The following is a 25314-nucleotide window of genomic DNA, read 5'->3' as shown; positions in this document are numbered from 1 at the left end:
AAAGAACGATAGAATAAAATTACATTTAAGAGGAGGTATGTATATGGTTCAACTGCAAACCCAGCTGAAGGAAAAAGCAACAGCTCCTATTAACTCCATTATGAAGATGGTTGTCTGCAGCTTAATTGGTATTTTTAGCTTTTTTGTTTCATTTGAATGGAATGGCACTTCTACTATTTTAATTGACCATATTGTTACATTCATTCGGAACACTGCCCCAACCGCTGTAACCATTTATATTTTCATCCTGTTAGTCGGTGGAGCCATTTATCCATTTGTCACAAAGAAATGGAACAAGTCGATTGTAGACATGATTCTCTCCTTCTTTAAAATTGGGGGCTTAGTAGCTGGTATTTTGTTGATTTTTAACATTGCTCCATCGTGGCTGGCAAATCCAGATATCGGACCCTATTTGATGGATAAGCTCATTGAGCCAGTAGGAGTATTGATTCCCATTGGTGCTATCTTCTTAGCACTATTAGTAAGCTATGGGTTACTAGAATTTATCGGCGTATTAATGCAGCCAATTATGAGACCACTCTTTAAAACTCCAGGCCGCTCTGCTGTAGATGCAGTTGCCTCCTTTGTTGGGAGCTACTCGGTTGGGTTATTGCTGACAAATAGAGTGTATATGGAAGGACGTTACACTGCTAAGGAAGCTGCCATTATCGCAACCGGCTTTTCAACTGTCTCCGCTACCTTTATGGTCGTGATTGCAAAAACGCTTGGTTTGATGGAGCATTGGAACACCTTTTTCTGGGTATCGCTTGTTGTTACCTTCTTAGTAACAGCAATCACTGCAAGATTATATCCGCTCCGCAACATGAAGGATGATTATTTTGAGGGCAGTACCCCACAGCCAGAAAAGCTGGTGAAGAAGGATCGTTTAAAAGAAGCTTGGAAGGAAGGGATTACTGCGGTAGAAAATAACCCTTCTCTTGCAAAAACCGTTTGGCAAAACCTTCGAGACGGTCTAATCATGGCAATGGGGGTTATTCCGTCCATTCTATCCATTGGATTATTAGGATTGATTTTAGCGACCTATACACCTGTCTTTGATTGGCTCGCTTATATCTTTGCGCCTTTTACTTACTTATTACAGATTCCCGAGCCTATGCTAGCCGCAAAAGCATTAGCTGTATCTATTGCGGAAGTATTTTTGCCAGCATTAGTCGTGACAGAGGCTGCACTTGTAACAAAGTTTATCGTAGCTGTCGTATCCATATCATCTGTGTTATTTTTCTCAGCTGTGATTCCATTGATTTTATCCACAGAGATTCCATTAAAGCTACGTCATATCTTAGTTATTTGGTTTGAACGAGTAGTATTGACACTAATTATCGTAACACCTATAGCATACCTACTATTTTAAAAAGGAGAATTGTCGATGATATCCAAAACAAACGTACGTGCACCACGAGGAACAGAGCTATCCTGTAAGGGATGGACACAGGAAGCAGCCATGCGAATGCTCATGAACAACTTAGACCCTGAGGTAGCAGAGAATCCAGACGAGCTAGTTGTTTATGGAGGAATCGGAAAAGCGGCAAGAGATTGGGAAAGCTTCGACCAGCTAGTTGCGACACTGAAGGAGCTGGAAAACGACGAGACGATGCTTGTGCAGTCAGGAAAGCCAGTTGCTGTATTCAAGACACATGAGCATGCTCCTCGCGTATTAATTGCAAACTCGAATTTAGTCCCAGGCTGGGCAAATTGGGATCACTTCTATGAGCTAGAAGAACGCAACCTAATGATGTATGGTCAAATGACTGCTGGAAGCTGGATCTACATCGGTGCACAGGGCATTTTACAAGGAACGTATTTAAGCTTTGTAGAAGCAGGAAAGAAAAAGTTTGGCTCGGCTGATTTAAGAGGTCGCTTCATCCTCACTGGTGGTATGGGTGGTATGAGTGGCGCTCAGCCGCTAGCTGGAAAAATGGCTGGTGCCGTTATATTAGTGGTCGAGGTCGATCGTACAAGAATCGAACGGAAAATAAAAGAAGGTTATTGTGATTATCTAGTGGAAACTGTAGATGAGGCACTAGCGCTAGTAGAAAAATTAACTACAGCAAAAGAGCCTGCATCTATCGGACTTGTTGGAAACTGTGCGGATGTGAACCGAGAGCTGCTAAACCGCGGTGTCATTCCTGATTTCGTGACAGATCAAACATCTGCCCATGATCCGATCAATGGCTATGTGCCAAACAACATGACATTAGCGGAGGCGCTAGAGCTTCGCAAAAAGGATTCAAAAACCTACGAGCAAAAAGCAAAGGAAACGATGGCAGAGCATGTTCGAACGATGCTTGAATTCCAGGCTGCTGGTGCGGAAACATTCGACTACGGAAATAACATTCGTGCTTATGCAAAGGAAATGGGAGTGGAGAATGCCTTTGACTTCCCTGGCTTTGTACCTGCCTACATTCGCCCTCTTTTCTGTGAAGGAAAGGGTCCGTTCCGCTGGGCAGCACTATCTGGCGACCCAGAGGATATCTATAAGACAGACCAGCTAGCGAAGGAAATGTTTGCAGACGATACAGCACTAGTCAATTGGATTGATATGGCGCAAAAAATGGTGAAGTGGCAAGGCCTCCCTGCTCGTATTTGCTGGCTAGGCTACGGTGACCGTCATCGCTTTGCACTCAAGGTAAATGAAATGGTAGCGAGTGGCGAATTGAAGGCTCCGATTGTCTTCGGTCGAGATCATTTAGACTCTGGCTCTGTTGCCTCCCCTAACCGCGAAACCGAGGGAATGAAGGACGGCTCAGACGCAGTTTCCGATTGGCCGCTGTTAAACGCATTAGTGAACACTGCCGGCGGAGCAAGCTGGGTAAGCATTCACCATGGTGGTGGCGTTGGAATGGGTTACTCACAGCACGCAGGTCAGGTGCTAGTGGCAGATGGAACGGAAATGGCTGCTGAAAAGATTAATCGTGTGCTAATCTCCGACCCAGGTCTTGGTGTCGTACGTCATGCCGACGCAGGCTACGAAAGCGCAATTCGAACAGCAAAAGAAAAAGGCATCAAAATGCCAATGCTAAAGGGATGATTCGATGTTACTAATAAAAAATGCAAACGAAATACTGACATTACAAAGTGACACAGCAGGACCTAGAACCCGTGCGGCAATGGGCAAATTAAACATTCAAGAAAATAGCAGTATTTTAATAGAAGGCGACCGCATAGTTGCGGTTGCCTCACTTACTGAGCTAGAAAGACAATATGGGGATGCTCTTCAATCCGCTGAGGTGATAGACGCTGCTGGAAAAATAGCGATGCCTGGCTTAGTGGATTGCCATACCCACTTGGTGCACGGAGGAACGAGAGAGCATGAGCTCAACATGCGCTTGGCAGGCGCTACTTATATGGAAATCATGAACGCTGGTGGGGGTATTCATTATACGACGACGAAAACACGAGAAACGAGCTTTGAGGAGCTTTATGAAAAAACGTATCGTCATCTCAATCAGTTTTTACAGCATGGAGTAACTACTGTCGAAGCCAAGTCTGGATACGGTCTTGATTGGGAGACAGAAAAGAAGCAGCTAGAGGTGGCAAAAAAGCTGCAGGAAAACCATTCAGTCGATGTCATCTCTACTTTTATGGGCGCACATGCAGTCCCGAAGGAGTACAAAGGAAATGAGGATACATTCGTTGATTTGATTATCGAGGAAATGATCCCACAGGTTGCTGAACTGGGACTAGCCGAGTTCAATGATGTGTTTTGTGAGCTGGGTGTGTTTACACCTGAGCAGTCTCGACGCATTTTAGAAGCTGGAAAACAATATGGACTTACCCCTAAAATTCATGCGGATGAGATTGAGCCATATGAAGGAGCAGAGCTTGCGGCAGAGGTCGGGGCAATTTCTGCCGAGCATTTACTAGTTGCCTCGGATGAAGGAATTAAAGCAATGGCGGAGGCTGGAACAATTGCCGTGCTTTTACCAGGGACAGCATTCTTCCTTCGTGCACCTTTCGCTCGCGGACGACTAATGGTGGACTCCGGGGTGCCAGTGGCCATTTCTACAGACTTTAACCCTGGCTCCTCCCCTACCATCAGTCTTCCGTTCATTCAAAATCTTGCTTGTATGAACATGGGAATGACAATGGAAGAGGTCCTTTGTGCGACGACAATTAATGCTGCCTATGCCATCAATCGAGGACATGAAGTAGGCTCCCTTGAAGCAGGCAAAAAAGCGGATATTCTCTTACTGGACGTGCCGAACTACAAGCAGCTGCAATACTTCTATGGAATGAATCATACAAACACAGTAGTGAAGGCTGGAAAGCTGGTTGTGAAGGATGGTGTGCTACTATGAAGGATTTAGCAAGCAGTTATCTAACGAAGCCCCCTGTTACGTGGAGCCGAGTAATCGGTCAGGACATGAAAGTAAAGGATTGGATCATGCCTGGATGGGAAACAAGCGAGGAGCCTCATGTAGTACTGATGGGAGCCCCTCTCTCCCGCTCCTCCATTAGTGCTTCTGCGGCATCGGAATTTCCTGCAGCATTTCGTCAAAGCTGGAACTACTTCTCTACCTATTATATAGACGATCAAATCGATTTTCGGGAGCTGAAGGTAGCCGATTTAGGAGATATTCAAATGCATGGCACAAACATTCTCACCTGCCATTCGAATATACAGAATGCCAAGACGGATGTGTTGAAGGCTTATCCAAACAGCTTTCCTATCACGATTGGCGGTGACCATTCCATTACCGCTCCTTTAATTCGTGCAAATGCAGCAGAATCACAAAAACGAATAGGCATTATTCAATTCGATACCCATTTAGATTTGAGAAACGTCGAGGAGCATGGACCATCTAACGGAACTCCAATCAGACAGCTGTTAGACAATGGGATTGTTCGCGGAGAGGATGTCTACAACATAGGTTTGCACGGCTTTTACAATGCCCCTTCCTTAATAGATGTGGCAGCTCATTATGGGGTAAACATGATTACATTAAAGGAATTTAGACGTAAGGGTGCAGTGGCACAAATAAAAGAAGTAATCGAAAAACTCCAGGATAAAGTGGATCTGGTTTACGTAACTGTTGACATTGATGTACTAGATATCGCCTACGCACCAGGTGTCCCTGCCTCCACTCCCGGCGGCATGCGTACAGACGAGCTATTCGACCTATTGTACGAGCTCGGCAAATACGATTGTCTAACCGCAATGGACTTCGTCTGCATCGACCCACATAAGGATACAAATGTAGGGACAACCGTAAAGGCCGTGACTTATGCTTTTCTTACTTATCTGGTGAGTCGGTATAAGCATTTGCATGTAAAATAGAAACCGCCCACTAGCTATTGGCTAGGGGCGGTTCGTTTATTCTATAGCTTAATATCATAAATAAATATAAGCAGTTAGGATAGAAGCGCCAAGCAAAATCATTGCTATGCACTTTAAAGGCTTTTCCTCTCCACTCTTCAAATTGAGCACCCAAACTACGGTCCAACCAAAGAAGACTATACCAAGCCCTACAGAACTTAAACCTTTTATTCCTAATCCCGCCCTAGAACCTGTAAAAAATACAAGATAACCAAGAGTGATAGGGATAAGCCCGAATTTAGAAAAAGGTTTTCTTAAATCATTCTTAAGGGTAGTCCGTTCCTTCTCCTCCAGCTTCCTATAGTGATTCCAACCATTTATAAAAGACATTGTCCATACGAACACCACAAACAGAATATTGAGTATATCCATAGCATCTCCTTTTTCCCTTATATGAATTATGAAGGAAACTAACTGTTTCCAATTGGGAGAACTCATTGAAAACGAGTCAATCTTTAATATGAATTGATATGTATTTCGAATGTTAATTTATCATTTTAGAAAAATTGATAAATCTATTAACGTAGTCACTTGTATGATTGTTTTCTCTCTTTCATTGAAATCCACTGTTTCTTTTAATTGTAAAGATATGCACCCAATTTCCCCTTCAGGTCTCTTTTCTCTAATTTTATTCCAATTAACAGAATATGTAAAAATTTATTTAATGAAATCAAAAAGAACTCCATCTAATTTTGGAGTTCTTCTTTTATTTATAAATATTGCAATCAAGTCGTCTATTTCTACTAATTCTATAACTTTTACACATATCTCAGAAATTCCATATAAGGATGGATTTTTAGTTTATCTTCAGGTATTTCTCTTTTATACCCAGCTGGAATGGCATCAAAGGTAATCATTATATGAATGGTGTCAGCTCCGACTATCCTATTAATCTGTTCACTCTTTAAACTTCCACTTATTCTCTCTATCAGACTCCCGTATCCATGTGGAGGTAAACTTTCCCAACCCCATAAATTCTTAAATTCATTGACCACTGTTTCCCCAATTTTTTCATTCGCAACTAATTCCTTGATATCTTCCTCTACAAAACTTTCATTTAACACATAGCTCTTCTTAGTGAATAATGAATCCACTCTTTTATTCCACAAGCCCTCAAGTCTATCTTCAAAATCCTGATAAAAATTTTCATAGCTAATATCAGTAACCCAAGTCTTATCAAATATCTTTTTTACAAATAACAGAAAATTCAACTCAATAGGCGCGGTTATTATTTTATATTCTGACATCTGATATAATCCTTTCTAGTCATGTAAAAAGAATTTATTTTTTGTTCTTTTTAATGTATAATCCCTAAATGAACCTTGCATATTAAAAATCATTTTAAAGTGATAGGTTACCAAGTGGTAAAAATTGTTTGTAGATATACTTATTTTAAGTGATTACTATTAAGTAGATTACTATTAGATGTATATATAGATTGGGGATCATAATGGATAGAATGTTTCAGAAATTCCAGAAAATATATAGTAAATATACGGTCTTTTTCTTTACAGCTGTCCTTCTTTTGTGGATAAAGACGTATATTGTTCAATTAACGCAGTTTGATTTAGGCATAGGAAATTCACTTCAAGAATTTCTTTTACTTTTAAACCCTTTAGGGTCTGCTATAGTATTTTTAAGCTTTGCTTGGTTATTTAAAGGAAAAAGAAAATACATCTGGTTAATTGTTATTGATTTTCTTTTGTCTTTCCTTTTATATGCCAATGTCTTATATTATCGTTTCTTTAACGATTTCATTACATTGCCGACTATCTTGCAAACCCAAAATTTCGGGGATGTAAGTAGCAGTATCACTTCTCTTTTGAGACCATATGATTTGTTATTCTTCCTTGATATCGTCATCCTAATTGGAATGCTTACTTTTAAATTTGTAAAAGTAGACGTGACGAATTTCAAGCCTCGCAGAATGGCAATCATCTTCCTATTGGGAATAGGGATTTCAGGGGTGAATTTAGCTTTGGCAGAAATGGATCGACCTCAATTGTTAACTAGAGGCTTCGACCGTAATTATATTGTGAAATATTTAGGAATGTATAATTACACCATTTACGATGCGGTAAAAAGTACAAGTGCATCTGCGCAAAGAGCTTTGGCAGATAGCGATGACATGACAGAAGTGATTAACCACACCAAATCTACACATGCTGAACCAAATCCAACATACTTTGGAGCTGGTAAAGGGATGAATGTCATCTTTTTGCACCTTGAATCCATCCAAGAGTTTTTAATTGATTACAAGTTACACGGGGAAGAGGTTACACCATTTTTAAATTCTCTAACTAAGGAAGAGAATATGATGTATTTCGATAATTTCTTCCATCAAACGGCACAAGGAAAAACCTCTGATGCAGAGTTTATGTTGGAAAATTCACTATATGGCTTGCCACAAGGGTCAGCGTTTACCACAAAAGGTTTGAATACGTACCAAGCGGCACCTGCGATTTTAGATTCTCTAGGGTATACATCAGCGGTGTTCCATCCGAACTCAGGAACCTTCTGGAACCGCAATGAAATCTATAAATCGTTTGGATATGATCATTTCTTTGATTCCAGTTACTATGATATGGACCCAGCGCAATTAGCGGATTATGGGTTACACGATAAACCGTTTTATGAGCAATCGATTTCATTGTTAGAAACGTTGCCTCAACCATTCTATACAAAATTTATAACGGTATCGCATCATTATCCGTACACGATGAATCAGGAAGAAGCTACAATTGCACCGCATACGACGGGTGATCGATCAGTGGATAATTACTTCCAAACAGCTCGTTATGCAGATGAAGCATTGAAGCAGTTCTTTGATTACTTAAAGGAATCTGGACTATACGATAATTCGATTATTGTCATGTACGGAGACCATTACGGTATTTCTCAAAACCATAACAAAGCAATGGAAACCGTTCTCGGTAAAGAAGTAACACCTTTTGTAAGTAAGGCAGAGCTACAACGAGTACCATTATTTATTCGCGTACCTGGCGTTGAAGGTGGCGTTAATCATGAATATGGAGGACAAATAGATATCCTTCCAACGCTCCTTCATTTATTAGGAGAAGAGACAAAGGATTACGTACACTTTGGTACAGACTTATTATCTCCAGAGCATATTGAAATTGTGCCATTCCGTAACGGTGAATTTGTTAGCCCAGACATTACTTATGTAGCTGACAAGTTTTACGACACAAAAACCGGGTTACTGTTGGAAGAAGATCAACTAGATGTAGCGAAAAACTATCAAAAATTCGTACAGGACAGATTAGATTTATCAGACCGAGTAGTGAATGGAGATTTACTGCGATTCTATACACCAGAAAACTTCACACCAGTCGATCGTTCTGAATACAATTATATCAACTCAGAAATTAAACAAACCGATGTTGAATCAGGTTTGAAATAGTCTACTCATTAAGTTTTAAAGGCAGAAATGTTGTAAATAACATTTCTGCCTTTTTTTAATGAAAAATTTTTGAATCCACATTAGCTCGGCTAAAAGACGTAGTATTTACCGTAACAGTATTAGCTGAAGAAAGCAGTACCCTAGTGAAGATGTAAATCATGCTGCTTGAGTTGAACCAATACGAGGAGAATGCGCTTTACTCCTTCCTGAAGTAAAGCCCCCCGTTACTTGAATAACTTATACCAATATAGAGTGGTTTCTATATTAGGATTATAAGACTGTTTCAATGTGTCGGCTCCGCCTAGTACGAATCCTTGCTTCACATAAAATCTGCATGCCCCAAGATTATCATCTTGCGTCTCTAGAGACATTCCAATAAGTTTTCTTTGTTTTGCCCACTCTTCCGCTTTCGTTAAGAGCAACATTCCGATTCCATATTCTCTAAATTCTTTTTTTACTGCGATATTTTCAATATAACAGAAGCGGTTCCAATCCTTTATTATTCTAATTTGCCCAATGCAATTATTATGCTGATAAGCTAAAAAGAGAGCTTTAGCTTCACGGTTTATATATTGGTTCCAATCAAATTTATCCTCTGGGAATCGAATTTCTTTCGTTTCATCAAATAAATGCTCTTCAAAAGACCATTTTCCTGATTGAAAACTGGGTACAACCTTACCAAACACTGTAAAATAATCGTTTGTTTTATTGATGTCTTCAATTAATTCATCCTGTAAAGAAGAAATGATGACTTCTTCTGCAATATTCATTTTGACACCTTCCCATTCTTAAAAAGAAATTTACTCTGCCATATGTCTATATTCTATTAAGTTGGCAATAATCCTTTTACTATCACTATTTAGGAGGAAAGATTGTTACTCCCAAAAGCATAGGCTTCTTCCTTTTGAAGCGGATAAATGAATAGAAGTATTCTCTACTAAGTGGTAAGTGTACAATATCTTCTCTTGTTAGAAGTTTCGTAAATTTACCCCAAATATAAAGCAAGAACTCTATTATTAAACAGAATTTTCGCAATTGTAATTAACGAATATAATGCTAGGATTAAATAAACGGAGACATAGTTGGAAAAAAACTCAGTTTAGGAGGCTGCCATAATCACAATCCCCATCAGGCAATTGTTTATTTACTAAATCCCGCGGGTTTATGAATTATGTAAGGAAACAGTCAATGTTTATTTAGTTATTTAGCTAATAAAATTCATACTTTAGGAGTGAAGAAAATGAAACAAAGGTACAGACTATTGTTGTTTTTACATGGTGTCCCTAAAGTAACCGAGAGAAGGATTACCTTTGCGAATAATTAAAAATACAATAATTATTTTGCTGACAATAACGGTTTGTGTGTTAACGTACTACAATTTTAACTATCAAAAGCAACTAAAAGAAAACGCCAGTGTGATCAATAAAACTTTAAATGAGAATTCTAACTTAGAGGCACAGCTAAATACTGCTCTCAGTGATTTAGAATTGGCCGATTCTAAAGTAAAGGTCTTCCCAATCTATTCTTCTGATGAACTAAAACTAGTAGGTTACAAAGGTACAAAAGAAGATGTAATCAAAGAACTTATGAAGAATTCACATTTGATTCCTTATGACTCTTTAGCTGATGGAATGGAATTTTTAGAGGAAGAAGCACAAATACTTACACATCAATGGGCTTTTATGCCGTTTAGTGATGGATTGTCAGGTGGCTATCTCTTATTAAGGTTTAGAGTTGATTCAGATACTGGCTTTTATCCAAGTCATATTGAAGTTATCGATTCATACTTGTATGGTGAAGGTTTTAAACAGGGTGTGAATTTTTCGCCGTAATTACAAGTTTGTAATTCTCTATAAAGTGAAACTTTGATTGGTGGGGGGGTTCTCTCATCCCCCACCAATCATTAGTTGAACCAATCGGGCTTTTAGGGACAGTTGATCTCCCACTTAGCTGTCTCATTTCTTTTGCCTTCTTGAAGTGGGAGTCCTACTGTACCTTAATGCGGGATAAATAAAAAAAAGGGACGCCATTTCATATAATGAATAGGCGTCCCCATTTATTCTTCTACTTATGAAGGTATCTTCTTTACTATTCTCAGACCAACGAACTTTATGACTATGCCTTCATATTAAATGTAGCTAAAATCTTTTGCTTCAGGATAACTAAAAAGGACCCAATTCATAAAGAATCGGAACCTTAGACAAGTTTATTAGTTCCCCTTTTGAATCCTTACTCCTTTATAGTATTTTTTTAGATAGATAAGAGCCGATTTATATTGTCGAAATTCTTCGTAGTACGCAACCAATTCGTTTATTACAGAAGTATCCCCCTATATATACTGAAGAACTGCTAAATTACTTCCTTTGTATGATTTTTCTCTCTTTTATCATAAAAGTAAACTGCTAGTAACATTAATGCAACCAATCCCGTTAAGGTTTCTACAATACCAGCAGCAATAAATAACGTATTTGGTCCTGTGGTATCTAGGAACCATCCTCCTGCTGCCTGTGCTAATGGTACTGCTCCTTGAGCAACAATCATATTAATACTTGATACACGCCCCATCATTTCTTCTGGAATGGTTTTCTGAAATATACTTGGTCCAATAGTACTTACTACTGCTGTTGCTATACCAATAAAGAAGATAGCTGCAATTGCTTGTAAGTAATTTGTCGTTAACCCCAAAAATAATAACCCTAATCCTTGGCAAGATATAGCTATCATATTGACCTTTGGGCTAGGATTTTTAATTATAATAAAAAAAGTTAACATGAAAGAAACGACTAATCCCCCGGCTCCAAGAGCTGACTTCATCAAACCAAATTCCTTCTCGTTTGCTTGTAATAATTCAGCTAAAAAAGGCAGTCCAACTTCTAACATCCTAAAACTCATGTTTGCAAAAAGCATGGTAATAATTAAGGTAAGAACCAAACGATTTTGTAGTACATATTTTAAACCGAAAGTTAAATCCTCTATGATAGATCTTTTAAGTTCATTGCTTTCTTTTTCCCTAATAATCGGGTTTAATTTCAAAAAGTACAGTGTTAATGCTGATAGAATAAATGCAATCCCTGTAACAAACACACACATGATTCCCTTGTCTATGTGGTATAGAAATGCTCCCATTAAAGGTCCAAATAATGCTGTTATTTGCCATGTGCCTGACAATAAGCTATTAGATTGCACATACTGTTCTTTTGATACTACTCTCTGACGGATTGCAGTAACTGCCGGCCAATAAAATGCGTCTACGACTCCAAATATAAATCCTAAAGTAAAAATAGAAAACATGTTTATACTATTTGTTACCATTAAAATAAATATGCCAAGCATTACTATAGCCCGTGAGATATCTGAAATGAACATAATTTTTCTTCCGTCGAAACGGTCGACAACTACACCACCAAATAACATCAATATAATTCTTGGCACTCCAACTACTAATAAAAACATCCCCATCATAATTCCAGAGCCAGTTATCTCTTTAATCATCCAAGGAATAACAAAAAAGTATATAGCATCGCCTAAAGCTGAAAAAACGTAACTTAACCAATACATAAGAAAGTTTTTATTCTTGAATAGGCTTGCACTCTTATAATTTATAGATTCCCCCAATTTCATAAGTCCCCCTTACCACAATACCAATTATTATATACAAATTAAACTATATTCCTGCCTGAGCTAAACTGCCCGTTAGTTGAAGGACATCATTTCACAATCTTTCATTTATTTTAGCATAGCCCCCTCATTTTACTTCCATATTTTTCTTTCTTATATCTAATTCAGTTATATCGTTATCGACTGTATAACACTTATTCTTCAATCTATATTCCTCTTAATAAATACTCCCACTAGCTTCTATTCTCATTTATCATCTAATCTTGATTTTATTTCCTCTAATAATTCGCACTGCCTCTCTTGTACTTCTAAAATCTTATCTGTTAAAGTTACTATTGTTTTCGTAATAGACCACAAAAATACACATAAAAATAGAATGATTACTAAGACCTCTATTTTAACCACCTTCCTTTTCATTCATTTTGTTCGTTCCAAGCAGGTCTTGAAAAATAACCCCCGTTACGTTAGGAAGGAAAATATTCCATTGGTTCAGTACAGTGAATGTAGCCATTTCGCTTATAATAATTTATGGAGTCTTCACTTGGCCATACAATAACAAATTCATAGTTATTTTCTTTCACCCATTCATTTATAGCCCCTAGTAATTTACTTCCAATACCCTTACTTCTATATTCAGGTAGTGTATATACGTTTGTCATATAGACAAATGGATACGTTATCCTTCCTGGTCGCGGCACCTTCTGTATTAATTCTATGTAAATATGTGAAGTAATTTTCTCACCTTCCTCCGCAACCCAAATAAACCATTGCCCTCTTTTTAGAACGTTCTCTAAAAATGCTTCACATTCTTTTTCGAAGTCAGAAAATGATTCGTTTTTTTTACTTTCATCATGTTCAATCGTAAAATCCCATCTCATTTTTATTAATTGCTTTATGTCTTTTATCTCGGCTAATCTAATATTCATCATTTCTCCCCATTTCATGTGATTAGGATTGATATTCCCCTCTTTACATATACTCCCTTACAATTGCGCTTTCATAGACTATTTCCTTTAATCTGTTTTAAACTTAATAGAATTCCAAATATATCTAATTATAACAACCTTGAATAACAACATAAATAATATTCCAAAAATAACACTTCGTATTTAACGACTCTAGTTATATGTTGTTGTTTCCTTCTTCTTATGGAGTTTGAGTAAGTTCCAAAAAAGGCGTTAATCCATTCACGGATTAACGCCTCTGTTTATTTATCTTTTTAATTTAAACTCATATATTTTATATAAGGATTGAGATATTCTACTACAATATAAATGATTAAAAATAAATTTTGTTAAACCATGCAAGTTATTGTCGTCTTTTTTTATTAGATGTGTTGCTATATATTCTAATTTATTATGTAATGATAAAAATTCTTCCGGATTATTAATGCCAAATTTCACTTCTGCGTTCATCTGTTTTACAGGATTTTTGATTTTAGAATATCTAACTCCTCTTTTAGAATACGCATCAAATAACAAATGAACCTCGTCAAATCTATTCTCTATGTGTGAAATTAATTCTTTTATTTCATTTTCTGATAGATACATTGTCAATCCTTCCATAATGATTAATACATTTTCGGGATCTTGAATTTGATCTATCCATCTATAATCTAAGACGGAACTTCCAATCATTTTATGTTTAGAGTCTATATCATAAAAATTTTTCCTTATATTAATTACACTTTCAAAATCAATATCATACCAGACATCAAATCCTTGATTAACTCGTAAACACCTAGAATCAAGTCCACAGCCAAGATGAAGAATCGTTGTATTAGGATGTTCCAATATATATTTATTACATAACTCATCTATTATTAATGCCCTAACACTCATATACATAGATAACCATTTAGATTGCTTTAATGAATTAAAATCATAATCTATTTTAGCTATTATTTCTTCTGCTTTTGGATCATGTAGAAATATATTTTCTTTACTCATCACAGCTTTCCCTAATAAGGGTATAAAGAGTGTTTTACTTTCATTTTTTAATTCCATGTTCGACCTCTACAAATTACTTTTTGTACTTCTATATAACTATACTAGAAATAATTATTGAAAGAAATACGCAGCAATATAAGCTTAGCAAAAACATATAATCTATCTTAGGTTTTGACTTGAGCGAGGAATACTACTGTTACACCTTAACTCATTGCCACTATATTACGGAAAAGACAATATAAATGTTACAGAACCACCTAATTTTAGGTGGTTTTTAAAAAAATGATAGTTTTAAGCATCTTGTTGAGGCGAATGATGAACAAAGCTTTTAGAAGTTGAACAAAAAATATTTGTCTAATTCTGTCGATTTTCGTGTCCCTCAAGGACACAATTTGGTTTCGATGTAAGCTATAATAATAGTAATAACGATATGTTAATTATAAATCGCATTTGAGAGAGAACTAGACACTTACCTCTCCTCCTTTAAAACGATATCGTTATTTATACTAAATGAGGTGATTGATATGTCAGTCGAAATGGCAGGGAAAGCACTAACGTTAAACCAATTTACAAAGGCATATGTCCACACTGTTTATCGCAACGGTCCCGTTGAAGATGTACACGTGAAGCATATTAAAGATTCCGAGATGAAACAAATAAACAAGCATATGGTAAATCGTTTCGGTTATGTGTTTTCATACTTGCTTTATGGGAAGGATAAAACAAACGAAGAAAAAGATAGAGTTATTAACATGATAATTGATTATTATATTGAAGGAATAAACCAGGAGAGTAGGGATTATATCCTTAAATTCGACAGGGATGAAGATTCTATACGGCTTGCGCTTGGGATGTTTTATTTTGCAGAAGAGGACAATCCACTGACAGTCTTATTGAAAGAAGGGAAGATAACAGAGAAGCATCTTAAAAAAATCTATACATACCTGATAGAAAGAATGATATGTTTTGTAAAAGGTCTCTTCTTTGGGGAAAAATCGGACAAATATAATAAATTAATCGAAGAATTTTTCTTCTATGATACTTTTGGCTTTGGGTCAGGTTGGGACGATATCGAGCCGCTGAATATTTAAACAAGTTAGGTTTATTTTTGAAAATATAATAGAAAGTTAAAGGAGGCTAAAACCTCCTTTTTTATGCTTCTTTTACATTCTGCTTTACTTGTTGCGCCTGTATGAAAGACGATTGCATTCATCATCATGAATAACCATCTTGTGATCTCTATACCTACCTTCTGGGAGAAATCTAGTATTCTATAAAACGTAACTCTTTATTCAAATTGTATGGAAGTTATTAACCTTCCATCTCAAACTATCTACGAATTCATTTATTTGCTCCATTTTAGCTTTTAGACATAAAGCAGGGCCACTTCCTGTTGCCCTCGAGTGATTTATTTCACCTGCATCTAGTACAAAAATTAATGTATACAGAAATTCGCGTCCCCATTCTTTTTCAGGAACTAGAAAACCATATGTAGGAGAGTAATAAGTGCCGAATTCAGGAATATGATAAATACACAAACCAGGATCTTTATGCTCCAACATACTTAGATAAGTATTATCTAGTCGCTTTAAATCACTCAGCATCTCCAGAAGATCTTCTTTTAAACAATTTATTGTTCCTGAATGAACTTCTGGAAAACTGTGACCAGAACGTAAGCATAGATTGAACTCCACACTCATTTCATTTACTGATTCTATCGTTAGTTCAACTTCACAACTATTTGAACAGTCTTTTAACGTAACCACCTATACTCCTCATTTCCCTATTTATAAGAAGGCTCACCCCTCAATAATACTGGCTAATGCTTCTCCTATTTCTTTTTCAAACGGGATTTCCCCTGAATTTATACCATGTACATAAAAAATAAGTATATTTCTATTCTCAAATGTTCCAGAAGACACCAAATTCATATCTGCTGTCTTTTCACGAAAGTCACTTTTCCCCTTCTTTAGGTCATCTTCTGTTTCAAATTCATATATATAGAAAGGTTTTCCACTTAACTCATATTCACTCGGCTTCACACGATTTAGTTTCGTTCCGAAGGGTTTCCCTCTTGGAATGTTCGCTTCCAACAACTCCACTTGATAATCTTGCAAGACCCCCACCACTTCTTCTTTTGTAATATGAGCACTACTATAAGTTTGACAGGAAACCAAGAACACCAGGAAAAATAAGCCGAAAATTTTCTTCAGAACATTCATCCTCCTCTCGATAGATACTATTAAAAATACGGCTACCTATACCATCCTGGCTTTAACACTTCGAAGCCCTTATGATCCTCCAACATCAGATCTATGCGTTCTAGAAATTTATCAAGCTGCTCTGGGGACTTTTTGATAGACCAAACAATACTCGAAAAAATAGCCATTGCGGAATAGGTGGAATAAAGCCTCCAAAAATCTTCAGGTATATGGTTATCGAAGTATCCGTCAATTTGTCCAACAGAAAAAGTAACACTGTCTACTCTGCTGAAAAAAGCAATTTTTACGAAGTCATGAAAAGGATCTCCCCAATCATAATTATCAAAATCAATTACTCCAACATAGCTTTTATCCTTTACTATTATATTTTCTAAATGAAAGTCATCATGTTGAAGCTGATTAGGACGGTTTTTTAAACAATAATAATTGCCTTCTATAAAACTAATAATCTTATCTTCCTTGTTTATTTTAATACCACTATTCTTGTATTCCTTTAGGTACCTATGATGTTTTTGGATAGATTGCTCATGCCAATTTTTCACCTCTAACGGAGCAGGATGAAAATGAATCCGCGCTAGGTCTTTTCCTGCTTCTAGGCCAATTTCATACTGTTCTTGTTCATTAAGGGTTCCTAGCAAACTTTTCGCATCGTCCCCCTCGATATAAGAAAATATGCTATAACAAATACCAAGCTCTTCTATCATTCCAAGGTCAATTGGTTCCGGGGAATGAACCCCATACTTTCGAATATCCCTTAAAACGTTAAACTCTTCCCTTTTCCTATCGTACCTTTCCAGATTAGTTATGCGTAATAAATAACGATTCCCATTTCCATCCAGAACAATATACTTTTCATCTGGTGAATACCCTTTAGAAAGCCGAGTAACTTTAATGGAGTTGCTAAGGATTTTTATACTACCTATTACTTCTTGAATTTTATTTTCCAACATACCGCTCCTGCTCTCCATGAACTTATTTCAATAAAAAATAGAGCCGTATGAACAGCTCAACTAATGGATCATTTAAGTATCTTCACATTATCTAGAGGTAAAATTATTACTTTCGCAGTACCCAGTATTTCTTCCTCAGGAACAAATCCTACTCGGGGGTCTCTACTATCTGTGCTGTTAAGACGATTATCGCCTAGTACAAAATAGTGTCCTTTTGGCACTGTTACTTCATCTAAAATTTCTTCTAATGTAAAGTTTCCAGTAAGTTTCCCTTTTGCTTTTTTAAATTCTTCTAGGTAGGGTTCTTCTTGCTTCTCGTCGTTAATAAAAAGTTCATCGTTTTTATAAGCGATGCGGTCACCAGGAAGCCCAATAATCCGTTTGATATAATTCGTATCTTTGTTTGCTTCAAATATAATCACATCAAATCTTTCATAGCCCACAAATTGTGGTCCAATTTTATTTACGACCACTCGATCGCCATCTTCAACTGTTGGCATCATAGAAGCGCCATCAACCACTATAGGTGTAAAAAGGAAAAACCTCACCCCACCAACGATTAAAATTGCAATACCTATTGCTTTTACCCAATCTAGAAATTCATTTTTTTCTTTTATTTTCTCCACATCCAACACCTCTTTCTCTATCAAACATTTAGTGTTTCCAAACAAACTTTTCGACACTTACTTTTTAGAGACGAGATTAACTTTCTAAAAGTTACAATTTTCTTACATTTTAAATTAATTATTTGTTTAAGGTGTGTTCCATATAAAAGTACGCACTATGAGCGGTCCAATTACTGTAAACAATAGAATAAAAGCATTTCCAAAAAGTCCAATGTTCCTCGTAACTCCTTTATGTCCCATCCATGAAAGGATGAAGCCAACAATGGAACCAACCGTCAATAGACTAAAGATTACTTCATCTGGCACTAAATTAATCCCATTGAAAAATAAAATATAAACTATTAAATTTAATACACATATTAGGATAGATATAATATTAAGATAACTTTTCATTTTTCATCCCCCACTTATTTTTCAGCTAAACACCTTATTAGTTCAGGAAAAAAGTTATACCTAAACAAACCATTATCCTTTTGTATAACGGGTCATCTACTCTTTGTAAAATACCCTTCTAAAGGTTCCCAAGGATGAACTACATATTCAAACTTTCCTTCTAATACCGCAGGATTATTTTCTGCAACTTCTTTGGCTTCTTGTAAATTTTCGACTTCCAAAATTACCAAACCTCCAGTATGGTCCATAAATGGTCCAGCAGACACCAATCTATCTTTCAAAGTCTCTACTAAATAATGGCGATGTGGCACTAATTTTTGTTCCCAATGAGGCTTTCCCTCTAACCATGTTTTTCCTGTTGAATAGATAATCACTGCTTTCATAAAATAACCTCCCATTGTAGAGTTTGGATGACTACACGTTATTCTTTATTTTTTGACTTAACAAGCGTACTCGCATAAGGTAATAATCTCTTTTAACTGGATCATTAACGATAGAGGTAAAGACTACAGATAGCATCAAAGCTGTATCTAGCCGATAAATGGACTGAACTATTTCATCTGTATTTAATAGAATGTCTGCATTGTCGTATCCTCTTAAAAATTCATCCTCGTTTAATTCTTTTGTCTCAAGCACTCTCATTAACTCCATTATTGGATGACCAATGAATGCATTATCCCAATCGATAATTCCTTTAATAACCCCTTTCGTTCCTATTAAATTTGGGGGTCTTACATCAAGATGAAGTAAACAGTTTCTTATTGCCGCTGTATTCAGCACGGCCTCCATTTCCTCAGTAGTAGGGATAATGATTTTTTCATTTAGCTTCCTTAATATACGAACTCGTTCTGTTATTCTATTAGAGATAATGTTACCTAACGTCCGTTCTTTCTGATCAATAATGAATAGTCCATCCAAAGGCACTCTATGTATGTTAGAAGTAAGTTTCCCTACATCATAAGAAGATATCTCGTGAGCATCCCCACATATATAATCAGTAACTAAAAAATTTATTTCTTCACTTAAGTAAAGCTTATGAACTTTAGGCACTGGAATGTCATACCTCTGACAATGCTCGGAAATAGTTGCTTCTTTTTTTAATGAAGTGATGCCACTTAAATCTATATCATTCGAAGTTTCTTCCACTCTCCAAGGAGTGCGAATGGCGAGCATCCCTAAATCTTTCTCTTTTATTAAAAAAACTGCATTATTAACCCCATTACCTATAAACTTTATTTCATCTACTTTCCATAACAGAACGTTCTTTATAACGTTTGCAATGCTACTTCTTAATGTTTCTATCTTATTGATTGTTAAGTTCATAGATAATCTCCTTTTACTAACAAGTAAAAAATCAGCCCTATTTTATTCGTATACACTTAACATTATTTACCAAACAAATGCAAACAGCAACCCATTTATTCCGTAAAATAATAATTATCTTTTAATCCTTACTATTTCATTTGGAAATTACTATACAAAAAACGAAAACTACTTTAAGATATAAGCTTCTAGTTACATACATAAAAAGGAAGTGACATCATGCTTTTATTCATGTTTATTGGTCTACTAATATGTATCCCTATTACTTATCTATGGTTGGGAAGTCATTTATATATTGATATAATGCGTTTTTATGCTGCTTCAAGTTATCCAGGGGATATTACCTTTTCAGAGAGACAATTTTATCTTTTCTTTTTTTCAGGAACCCTATTTATCGTTCTGTCTTTTATTCTATTTATATTGTATTTAATCTTTGGAAATAAAATGAAGATGGATGATTTATCATTCCTGAGAAAAACGTTCGCTATTATACTCATCCCGTTCATTTGCACAATCTATATGCTGATTGATTTGTATAATTATCTGTTTGCCAACTTTAACTGAAAAAGCGTATCCATCTGCCGATGAAATACGCTTATAACTCTAATATTTTAACTTAACTGTCATGCTTTCCGTCCCTATCTTCACCTCTATTCCGCCCTCCAAGCTATCCTCTTGAAGATGGATGTCCTACACCAGGACGACCTTTTCACCAAATAAAAGCCAGCTACTCCACCTATTATATGTAGAAGCGCAAATAAAACAGTGAGGATGTTCACTGAACCTCCTGACATGACAAGCTCCATTCCTCCTAACACATAACGCAGTAATTCAATTCCTAGACAGCTCATGATGATGACCGCTACAGCTTCTCTCAGTTGCCTAACTTGAAAAAGAATAGCTACATAAACACCTAATGGGAAAAATAAGAGAAGGTTCCCCCAAATTCCAAAGGAGCTCAAGCTTCTAATAGTAAAATGTGTTGTTTCGAAAAAGGCAAACAAACTTTCAGTGGAAATATAGGTGCTATAGAAATCATTGCCCTTCTGTAATGGAAGGACGATACCACCAAGCTTTATTTGCAGCAAACACAAACAATAGAATAAAAAACTATACAACAGCATTCTTTTTCCGGCTGGTTTTTCTACTTTACGAAAAGAATCGAAGAAAATATCCACAAACATATAAACGAGCAGCAGAATAATTCCATAAGACACGATGTTATAGATATAATAATGAGCCTCCATTTGCTCCCCCCTTGCGCTTACATATATTTTACAATATTTTCTATAAAAGGGGAGCTTTTTTGGATAATTAAGAGGTAATGATCTTCTTTTAAATGAAATTTTGGTATTTGGAGAAGCGACTTCTATAAATGTTGTAAAAATGAATCGTTATGTTGTAAAAATAGCAAGTAAAGTTGTAAAAATAACGATTAATGTTGTAATTTCTCTTCGCCCCTGCTCTAATGTTGTAAAAATAAGCCGTTATGTCGTAAAAACAGGCCAGTATGTTGTAAAAATCACATGCAAAGTCGTAAATACTCCAGCCCTGCGGCTTCTGGATATGTTTTAAAAAAATCCGAGATTTGGGCAAGCTGCAAACTTTCACACGCCATCAACCCTCGAGCATTTACACCAAGAGGTACAAAACACTATTAGCTATGTAAAATTTTACTATATTAACTGAAATGTAATCTATATAATAAAAGATACAAACATCTAAAAGAAAGAGGCGATATAGTGGCGTCGAAATACGCTGGTTTTTGGATACGCGTTGTGGCAACTTTAGTAGATGGTATTATATTATTTCTTCCTATCAATGGGATAGAATATATCATATTATCATTGACTCATCCTGATGTTTCTTATGGGGATTACTTCCTTGGCATAGAGAATATTGGTCTATTATCAACCTTTCATATTATCAGTTTCGTTTTTACTACGATGATTGGAATATTTTATTTTGGCTTTTTGACAGCAAAATTTGGAGGTCCTCCAGGTAAACTACTATTTGGTTTACATGTCGTTGGAGAAGATGGCGAGTTTATCTCTTTAGGAAAATCAATCGGACGATATTTTTCATATATGTTGTCGGGCATCTTGTGTATTGGTTATATTATGGTGGCTTTTACGACATACAAACAAGGATTACATGATAAGATTTGTAAAACGTACGTTATTAAAAAGTAAGCTGCCTATACATAAGGAAAAGCGAGAATCAAAAGGTAAACATGGGTGTAAAGGGATTACAACAGCCCCCTGAATAAAAGGCTACGTCTAACTTCCTAGAAGGGTTAAAATGATAGACCACAATTCTGCAAAATAATACAGGGGGAATAAAAAATGTATTTTTTTATTGGTGCAATTACTTTGTTTTTAGTTCTTAGCTATAGCTATAAGCTGCAATATCATGAAAATCTACAGTTAGGTATAAAAGGAAAAAGAAAAACACATAACTACAAAATTTTATCTATAACGTTTTATGCTTTGGGGATTTTCCTTCTTGTTCTTATGCTGGCGATTGCGGCGGATGGCTATTAAAATAGCATATTTAAGATAGTAGATAATTTGCACTTCCCTTTTTATATGCTTTTATATCACGAGAAAAAGACTTAGGAGGAATAGTTGATGCAACATCCCCCATGGTTACAAGGCGGTCCTTTCCTTGAAGTTAGTTTCTTGTTGGAACTTAAAGAAAATAAAACAGAAACTATACAGGATATTCTATTTAATTTGTCCAAAGTCAGAAACAAAATTGAAATCTATGACAAAAACGTTGATGAAATGATTGATTTTTTTGATCGAGGCTATCCCTATGACGAAGAGGACACCCAAACAAATTACATACATTCTTTAAGATTGAGATTATACGTCTGTTTATTAAGGAAACGAAAAGCGACATTACAAATAGAAATGGTCTCTTCCGATGCAATAATGGTCAATTTTTGGTTCTATGGTTCTTTCTTTGATTCGTTAGAGTGGGATCAAATAGGAATAGAAAAAGAGGAAATTACAGACTTTACAAATTTTCTCGAAGAATTGTATACCGTCTATGAGTTTAAAATCGGTGGAATTGCATTCGAAGAAAATGTTCTTGCCTTATTTAATGTTAGTGAAACATACCCTAACGAATGTTATCGTTATGAAAACGTGACTCCTGACCGCTTTCTACAAGGAACATCTCCATTCATAGATATAATTTGGAATGAAAAATACAAAAAATTAAGCAAGGTTCCATACAAACACAAAAGGTTTGATAAACAAGGGGTCCTTATCAAAACTGGGAGTTTTCATGACTAACCTTATTGAACGAGGGCTTTCGTTCAATATTAAGAGCTATGATCGGCTCTTTTTTTATTCTTCCATTAAAAATTATTATGTTCCATTATAGGGAGGTATATATGAAATTAGTGATGAAAGCATTTATAGCCTCTGTAATAATTCATTTAATTTATTTAGTTGGCATGGTTGGAATAGGTTATATAAAAACAACATTTTATAAGCCAGACATATCAAGCGAACGGGAGAATGTAGACTATCTTCAAAATGAGGTAGCATTCGGTATGGTTATTTCCCCTTTTTTCTTTGTCTTTTCATTAGTAGGGATAGCTTGTATATGTGGAATAATTATATATTTATATAAAAAATTCTTTCACTAGAAATTGAACTATTGTAAATGTTTTCACCAACGGGGCAGATTAATTGAAGAAAGCAAACTACTTAACGGGGAACTTTCAAGAATGTTGTTAAACAGTAAAAACGCACTGTGAATTACTATGTGAATTCACGTGCGTTTTCCTATGTTTTTTTACAATGTTTTCACCTCTGAAATAAACACGTTATTCAGCCATATAGGCGGTTTTATTCATCTGCTTCACAATCTAAAATTTTCACGTTTTATCTGTTGTTTAAGGAACTTATTTAAATCAAATATCCGTAGAGTACCCGTCAAACCTAATCTCTACATTCCAAATAACTCCAATTTTTTTAACTTCCACACGTAGACCAGTTTGAACGATACCTTCCATATAAATGTCATGCTCATATTCTATGGTAATCGAACCTTCTTTTTGACCTGTGATCTCAGCATGGAAGGTATTTGTGCCAGAATCTCGTGAAATGCTTGCGATTTGCTCGTAGTTTTCTGTGATAATTTTGTGTTTTCCGATGTTAGCATATTCTTCTGTATACTTATCCGAAAGCTGCTCTTTTAGTGTTTCAATTCTATAGAAAAAGCTATAAGGATTGGGTTTTGCCTCAATTGCGTAGCGGATGTGTTGTCCGTCTGCAAGCTCGAGCGTTGCGATATATTGACCAGGTTCATCAATCATAATCGAAACGTCGTTATACATATTTTTTTCAAAGGTTACATTGTCCGATAATTTTTCTCCATTCATTGTAGAAAGAGTTATGTTATTTACGGTCTTATTTGCTAACTCATATAACGATAGATCGACCTTTGTTGATAAATAATCATCTGTTTTCTCTAAAGTTGGCTTAAGTTCACCATTTTCTTCTTTCACGTGTACATAATATTTGTTGTTTACTTCTTTACTCGCCTTTTTGCCACGAACAATGAGCGTAGCTGTTCCTTCTTTTAATGGAACCAGTTGAATTGTATTTTCTGGATAAAGCTTGGATTGGGCTTTCCCTTCTACGAGAATCCCTTCATAGACACCATCTTTATTCATTTCGTTAGTTGTAATCCATGAAATATCATCTAATTCGAAATCACTCGCCGTTAACACTGTCATCGGTATTTTTGCTTGCTCTGTTTTTTGGAGCATTGTTACTGCTTGTCCTCTTGTCACATAAGCATTTGGGCTAAATTTGTCCTTTGATGTCCCGCCGACAATACCAAGCTTATATAAAACTAAAATATTTTCTCCATGTGTCGGGAAGTTAGAGTAAATCTCAACGTCTTCAAATGGATTGTTAACATTTGAAAAGCGTGGCAAATCAAATGCTTTCACAAGAATGGAAGCCATTTGTCCACGTTTTATCGGATCATTTGGTCCGTAACGCCCATCACTGTAGCCGGAAATAATGCCTTTTTGTGCAAGTGTCGCAATCGCCTTATAGTAGCCGTTGTTTATTGTGACATCTTTAAAGCCTGGATTTTTTACATTGGATGTATCAAGCTTAAGCATTTTTACAATAATTGTTGCAGCCTGTCCACGTGTTATCGTGTTTCCAGGCTTAAACGTCCCATCTGGATAACCGCCAATAATATTACGATCCGCTAAATCATAAACCGCTTCGGCAAAGTATTGTGTTGATACGTCTGAAAATTGTTTTGTATTTGCTGCAACGCCTAAAGGCAAGCTACAAGCCAGTGCAAGCCCACTAATGAACGTAAGAATTTTTTTCATGTTAAGTCTCCCTTATTTTGTAATCCCTTATTGTATTATTTTAACACATCTAGTAAGTATATAATATTTTAGTTGAACCTTTCCAAAATGTCATTTGGCA

26 protein-coding genes are annotated in these 25314 nt (G+C 36.1%); 11 read left to right on the top strand and 15 right to left on the bottom strand.

Going from position 1 to position 25314, the window contains the following annotated elements; genetic code table 11:
• The first annotated feature begins 43 nt into the window (after window positions 1-43).
• Genes AC1ECF_RS04265 through AC1ECF_RS04250 form a run of 4 tightly spaced genes read left to right on the top strand, consistent with a single transcriptional unit; the run spans window position 44 to window position 5299 of the window.
• Window positions 44-1372, top strand: coding sequence for a YjiH family protein (locus AC1ECF_RS04265; RefSeq protein WP_480388162.1), 1329 nt, complete (start codon window positions 44-46; stop codon window positions 1370-1372).
• Window positions 1373-1387: 15 nt separating this feature from the next.
• Window positions 1388-3049: a urocanate hydratase gene (gene hutU / locus AC1ECF_RS04260; RefSeq protein ID WP_480388161.1), complete on the top strand. Its 1662-nt coding sequence runs from the start codon at window positions 1388-1390 to the stop codon at window positions 3047-3049.
• A gap of 4 nt (window positions 3050-3053) precedes the next feature.
• A complete protein-coding gene (gene hutI, locus AC1ECF_RS04255; RefSeq protein WP_480388160.1) occupies window positions 3054-4319 on the top strand; it encodes an imidazolonepropionase in 1266 nt (421 codons plus the stop codon).
• Entirely contained in the window at window positions 4316-5299 is a 984-nt protein-coding gene (locus AC1ECF_RS04250; protein WP_480388159.1) for an agmatinase family protein, read from the top strand. Before hutI ends, AC1ECF_RS04250 begins: the two co-directional genes overlap by 4 nt.
• Window positions 5300-5353: 54 nt before the next feature.
• Here the strand turns inward: AC1ECF_RS04250 and AC1ECF_RS04245 are convergent, their stop codons facing one another.
• The gene (locus tag AC1ECF_RS04245) at window positions 5354-5710 is read right to left on the bottom strand and encodes a hypothetical protein (RefSeq protein WP_480388158.1); all 357 of its coding nucleotides are present in this window, start codon (window positions 5708-5710) and stop codon (window positions 5354-5356) included.
• A 386-nt stretch (window positions 5711-6096) separates the two neighbouring features.
• On the bottom strand, window positions 6097-6585 hold the full coding sequence (locus AC1ECF_RS04240; protein WP_480388157.1) for a hypothetical protein: 489 nt from the start codon (window positions 6583-6585) through the stop codon (window positions 6097-6099).
• A 203-nt stretch (window positions 6586-6788) separates the two neighbouring features.
• On the opposite strand from AC1ECF_RS04240, the gene ltaS reads away from it, so the two are divergent.
• Window positions 6789-8759, top strand: a complete 1971-nt coding sequence (gene ltaS, locus AC1ECF_RS04235) for a lipoteichoic acid synthase (RefSeq protein ID WP_480388156.1) — start codon at window positions 6789-6791, stop codon at window positions 8757-8759.
• Window positions 8760-8983: 224 nt separating this feature from the next.
• Here ltaS and AC1ECF_RS04230 read toward each other — a convergent pair whose 3' ends face one another.
• Entirely contained in the window at window positions 8984-9529 is a 546-nt protein-coding gene (locus tag AC1ECF_RS04230) for a GNAT family N-acetyltransferase (protein ID WP_480388155.1), read from the bottom strand.
• A 540-nt stretch (window positions 9530-10069) separates the two neighbouring features.
• On the opposite strand from AC1ECF_RS04230, the gene AC1ECF_RS04225 reads away from it, so the two are divergent.
• On the top strand, window positions 10070-10591 hold the full coding sequence (locus AC1ECF_RS04225) for a hypothetical protein (RefSeq protein WP_480388154.1): 522 nt from the start codon (window positions 10070-10072) through the stop codon (window positions 10589-10591).
• Between the two features lie 517 nt (window positions 10592-11108).
• On the opposite strand, the gene AC1ECF_RS04220 is transcribed toward AC1ECF_RS04225, so the two are convergent.
• From AC1ECF_RS04220 to AC1ECF_RS04210, 3 genes are all read right to left on the bottom strand, one after another.
• Complete coding sequence (locus AC1ECF_RS04220; RefSeq protein WP_480388153.1) at window positions 11109-12380, bottom strand: MFS transporter; 1272 nt, start codon at window positions 12378-12380, stop codon at window positions 11109-11111.
• Between the two features lie 461 nt (window positions 12381-12841).
• Entirely contained in the window at window positions 12842-13303 is a 462-nt protein-coding gene (locus AC1ECF_RS04215) for an N-acetyltransferase family protein (RefSeq protein ID WP_480388152.1), read from the bottom strand.
• Between the two features lie 285 nt (window positions 13304-13588).
• Window positions 13589-14383, bottom strand: coding sequence for a class I SAM-dependent methyltransferase (locus tag AC1ECF_RS04210; protein ID WP_480388151.1), 795 nt, complete (start codon window positions 14381-14383; stop codon window positions 13589-13591).
• Window positions 14384-14850: 467 nt separating this feature from the next.
• Here AC1ECF_RS04210 and AC1ECF_RS04205 point away from each other — a divergent pair, with 467 nt between their 5' ends.
• Window positions 14851-15417: a hypothetical protein gene (locus AC1ECF_RS04205; RefSeq protein WP_480388150.1), complete on the top strand. Its 567-nt coding sequence runs from the start codon at window positions 14851-14853 to the stop codon at window positions 15415-15417.
• Window positions 15418-15618: 201 nt separating this feature from the next.
• On the opposite strand, the gene AC1ECF_RS04200 is transcribed toward AC1ECF_RS04205, so the two are convergent.
• The 8 genes from AC1ECF_RS04200 to AC1ECF_RS04165 all read right to left on the bottom strand — a co-directional run bounded on the left by AC1ECF_RS04200 (window position 15619) and on the right by AC1ECF_RS04165 (window position 21087).
• Window positions 15619-16092, bottom strand: a complete 474-nt coding sequence (locus tag AC1ECF_RS04200) for a hypothetical protein (RefSeq protein ID WP_480388149.1) — start codon at window positions 16090-16092, stop codon at window positions 15619-15621.
• 33 nt (window positions 16093-16125) lie between these two features.
• Window positions 16126-16548 (bottom strand): hypothetical protein, encoded by a 423-nt coding sequence (locus tag AC1ECF_RS04195; RefSeq protein ID WP_480388148.1) that lies wholly within the window; start codon window positions 16546-16548, stop codon window positions 16126-16128.
• A gap of 32 nt (window positions 16549-16580) precedes the next feature.
• Window positions 16581-17495 carry an aminoglycoside phosphotransferase family protein gene (locus AC1ECF_RS04190; RefSeq protein WP_480388147.1) on the bottom strand — a complete coding sequence of 305 codons (915 nt, stop codon included), beginning with the start codon at window positions 17493-17495 and terminating at the stop codon, window positions 16581-16583.
• A 71-nt stretch (window positions 17496-17566) separates the two neighbouring features.
• On the bottom strand, window positions 17567-18124 hold the full coding sequence (gene lepB / locus AC1ECF_RS04185; RefSeq protein ID WP_480388146.1) for a signal peptidase I: 558 nt from the start codon (window positions 18122-18124) through the stop codon (window positions 17567-17569).
• 126 nt (window positions 18125-18250) lie between these two features.
• The gene (locus tag AC1ECF_RS04180; RefSeq protein ID WP_480388145.1) at window positions 18251-18517 is read right to left on the bottom strand and encodes a hypothetical protein; all 267 of its coding nucleotides are present in this window, start codon (window positions 18515-18517) and stop codon (window positions 18251-18253) included.
• A 92-nt stretch (window positions 18518-18609) separates the two neighbouring features.
• Complete coding sequence (locus AC1ECF_RS04175; protein WP_480388144.1) at window positions 18610-18900, bottom strand: YciI family protein; 291 nt, start codon at window positions 18898-18900, stop codon at window positions 18610-18612.
• 31 nt (window positions 18901-18931) lie between these two features.
• Window positions 18932-19840: a phosphotransferase family protein gene (locus AC1ECF_RS04170; RefSeq protein ID WP_480388143.1), complete on the bottom strand. Its 909-nt coding sequence runs from the start codon at window positions 19838-19840 to the stop codon at window positions 18932-18934.
• 650 nt (window positions 19841-20490) lie between these two features.
• Window positions 20491-21087, bottom strand: a complete 597-nt coding sequence (locus tag AC1ECF_RS04165; RefSeq protein WP_480388142.1) for a VanZ family protein — start codon at window positions 21085-21087, stop codon at window positions 20491-20493.
• Window positions 21088-21582: 495 nt separating this feature from the next.
• Here AC1ECF_RS04165 and AC1ECF_RS04160 point away from each other — a divergent pair, with 495 nt between their 5' ends.
• The 4 genes from AC1ECF_RS04160 (at window position 21583) to AC1ECF_RS04145 (ending at window position 23501) form a co-directional block, all read left to right on the top strand.
• Window positions 21583-22032 carry an RDD family protein gene (locus AC1ECF_RS04160; RefSeq protein WP_480388141.1) on the top strand — a complete coding sequence of 150 codons (450 nt, stop codon included), beginning with the start codon at window positions 21583-21585 and terminating at the stop codon, window positions 22030-22032.
• 153 nt (window positions 22033-22185) lie between these two features.
• Complete coding sequence (locus tag AC1ECF_RS04155) at window positions 22186-22383, top strand: hypothetical protein (RefSeq protein ID WP_480388140.1); 198 nt, start codon at window positions 22186-22188, stop codon at window positions 22381-22383.
• An 87-nt stretch (window positions 22384-22470) separates the two neighbouring features.
• Entirely contained in the window at window positions 22471-23142 is a 672-nt protein-coding gene (locus AC1ECF_RS04150) for a hypothetical protein (RefSeq protein ID WP_480388139.1), read from the top strand.
• A gap of 101 nt (window positions 23143-23243) precedes the next feature.
• Complete coding sequence (locus tag AC1ECF_RS04145; protein ID WP_480388138.1) at window positions 23244-23501, top strand: hypothetical protein; 258 nt, start codon at window positions 23244-23246, stop codon at window positions 23499-23501.
• Window positions 23502-23768: 267 nt separating this feature from the next.
• Here the strand turns inward: AC1ECF_RS04145 and AC1ECF_RS04140 are convergent, their stop codons facing one another.
• The gene (locus tag AC1ECF_RS04140) at window positions 23769-25214 is read right to left on the bottom strand and encodes an S-layer homology domain-containing protein (protein WP_480388137.1); all 1446 of its coding nucleotides are present in this window, start codon (window positions 25212-25214) and stop codon (window positions 23769-23771) included.
• Window positions 25215-25314: the final 100 nt, after the last annotated feature.

The sequence above is a fragment of the Psychrobacillus sp. Z3-81 genome (genome assembly GCF_056620325.1).
The sequence above is the reverse complement of the archived record's forward strand: the minus strand, read 5'-3'. Positions and strand labels throughout refer to the sequence as shown.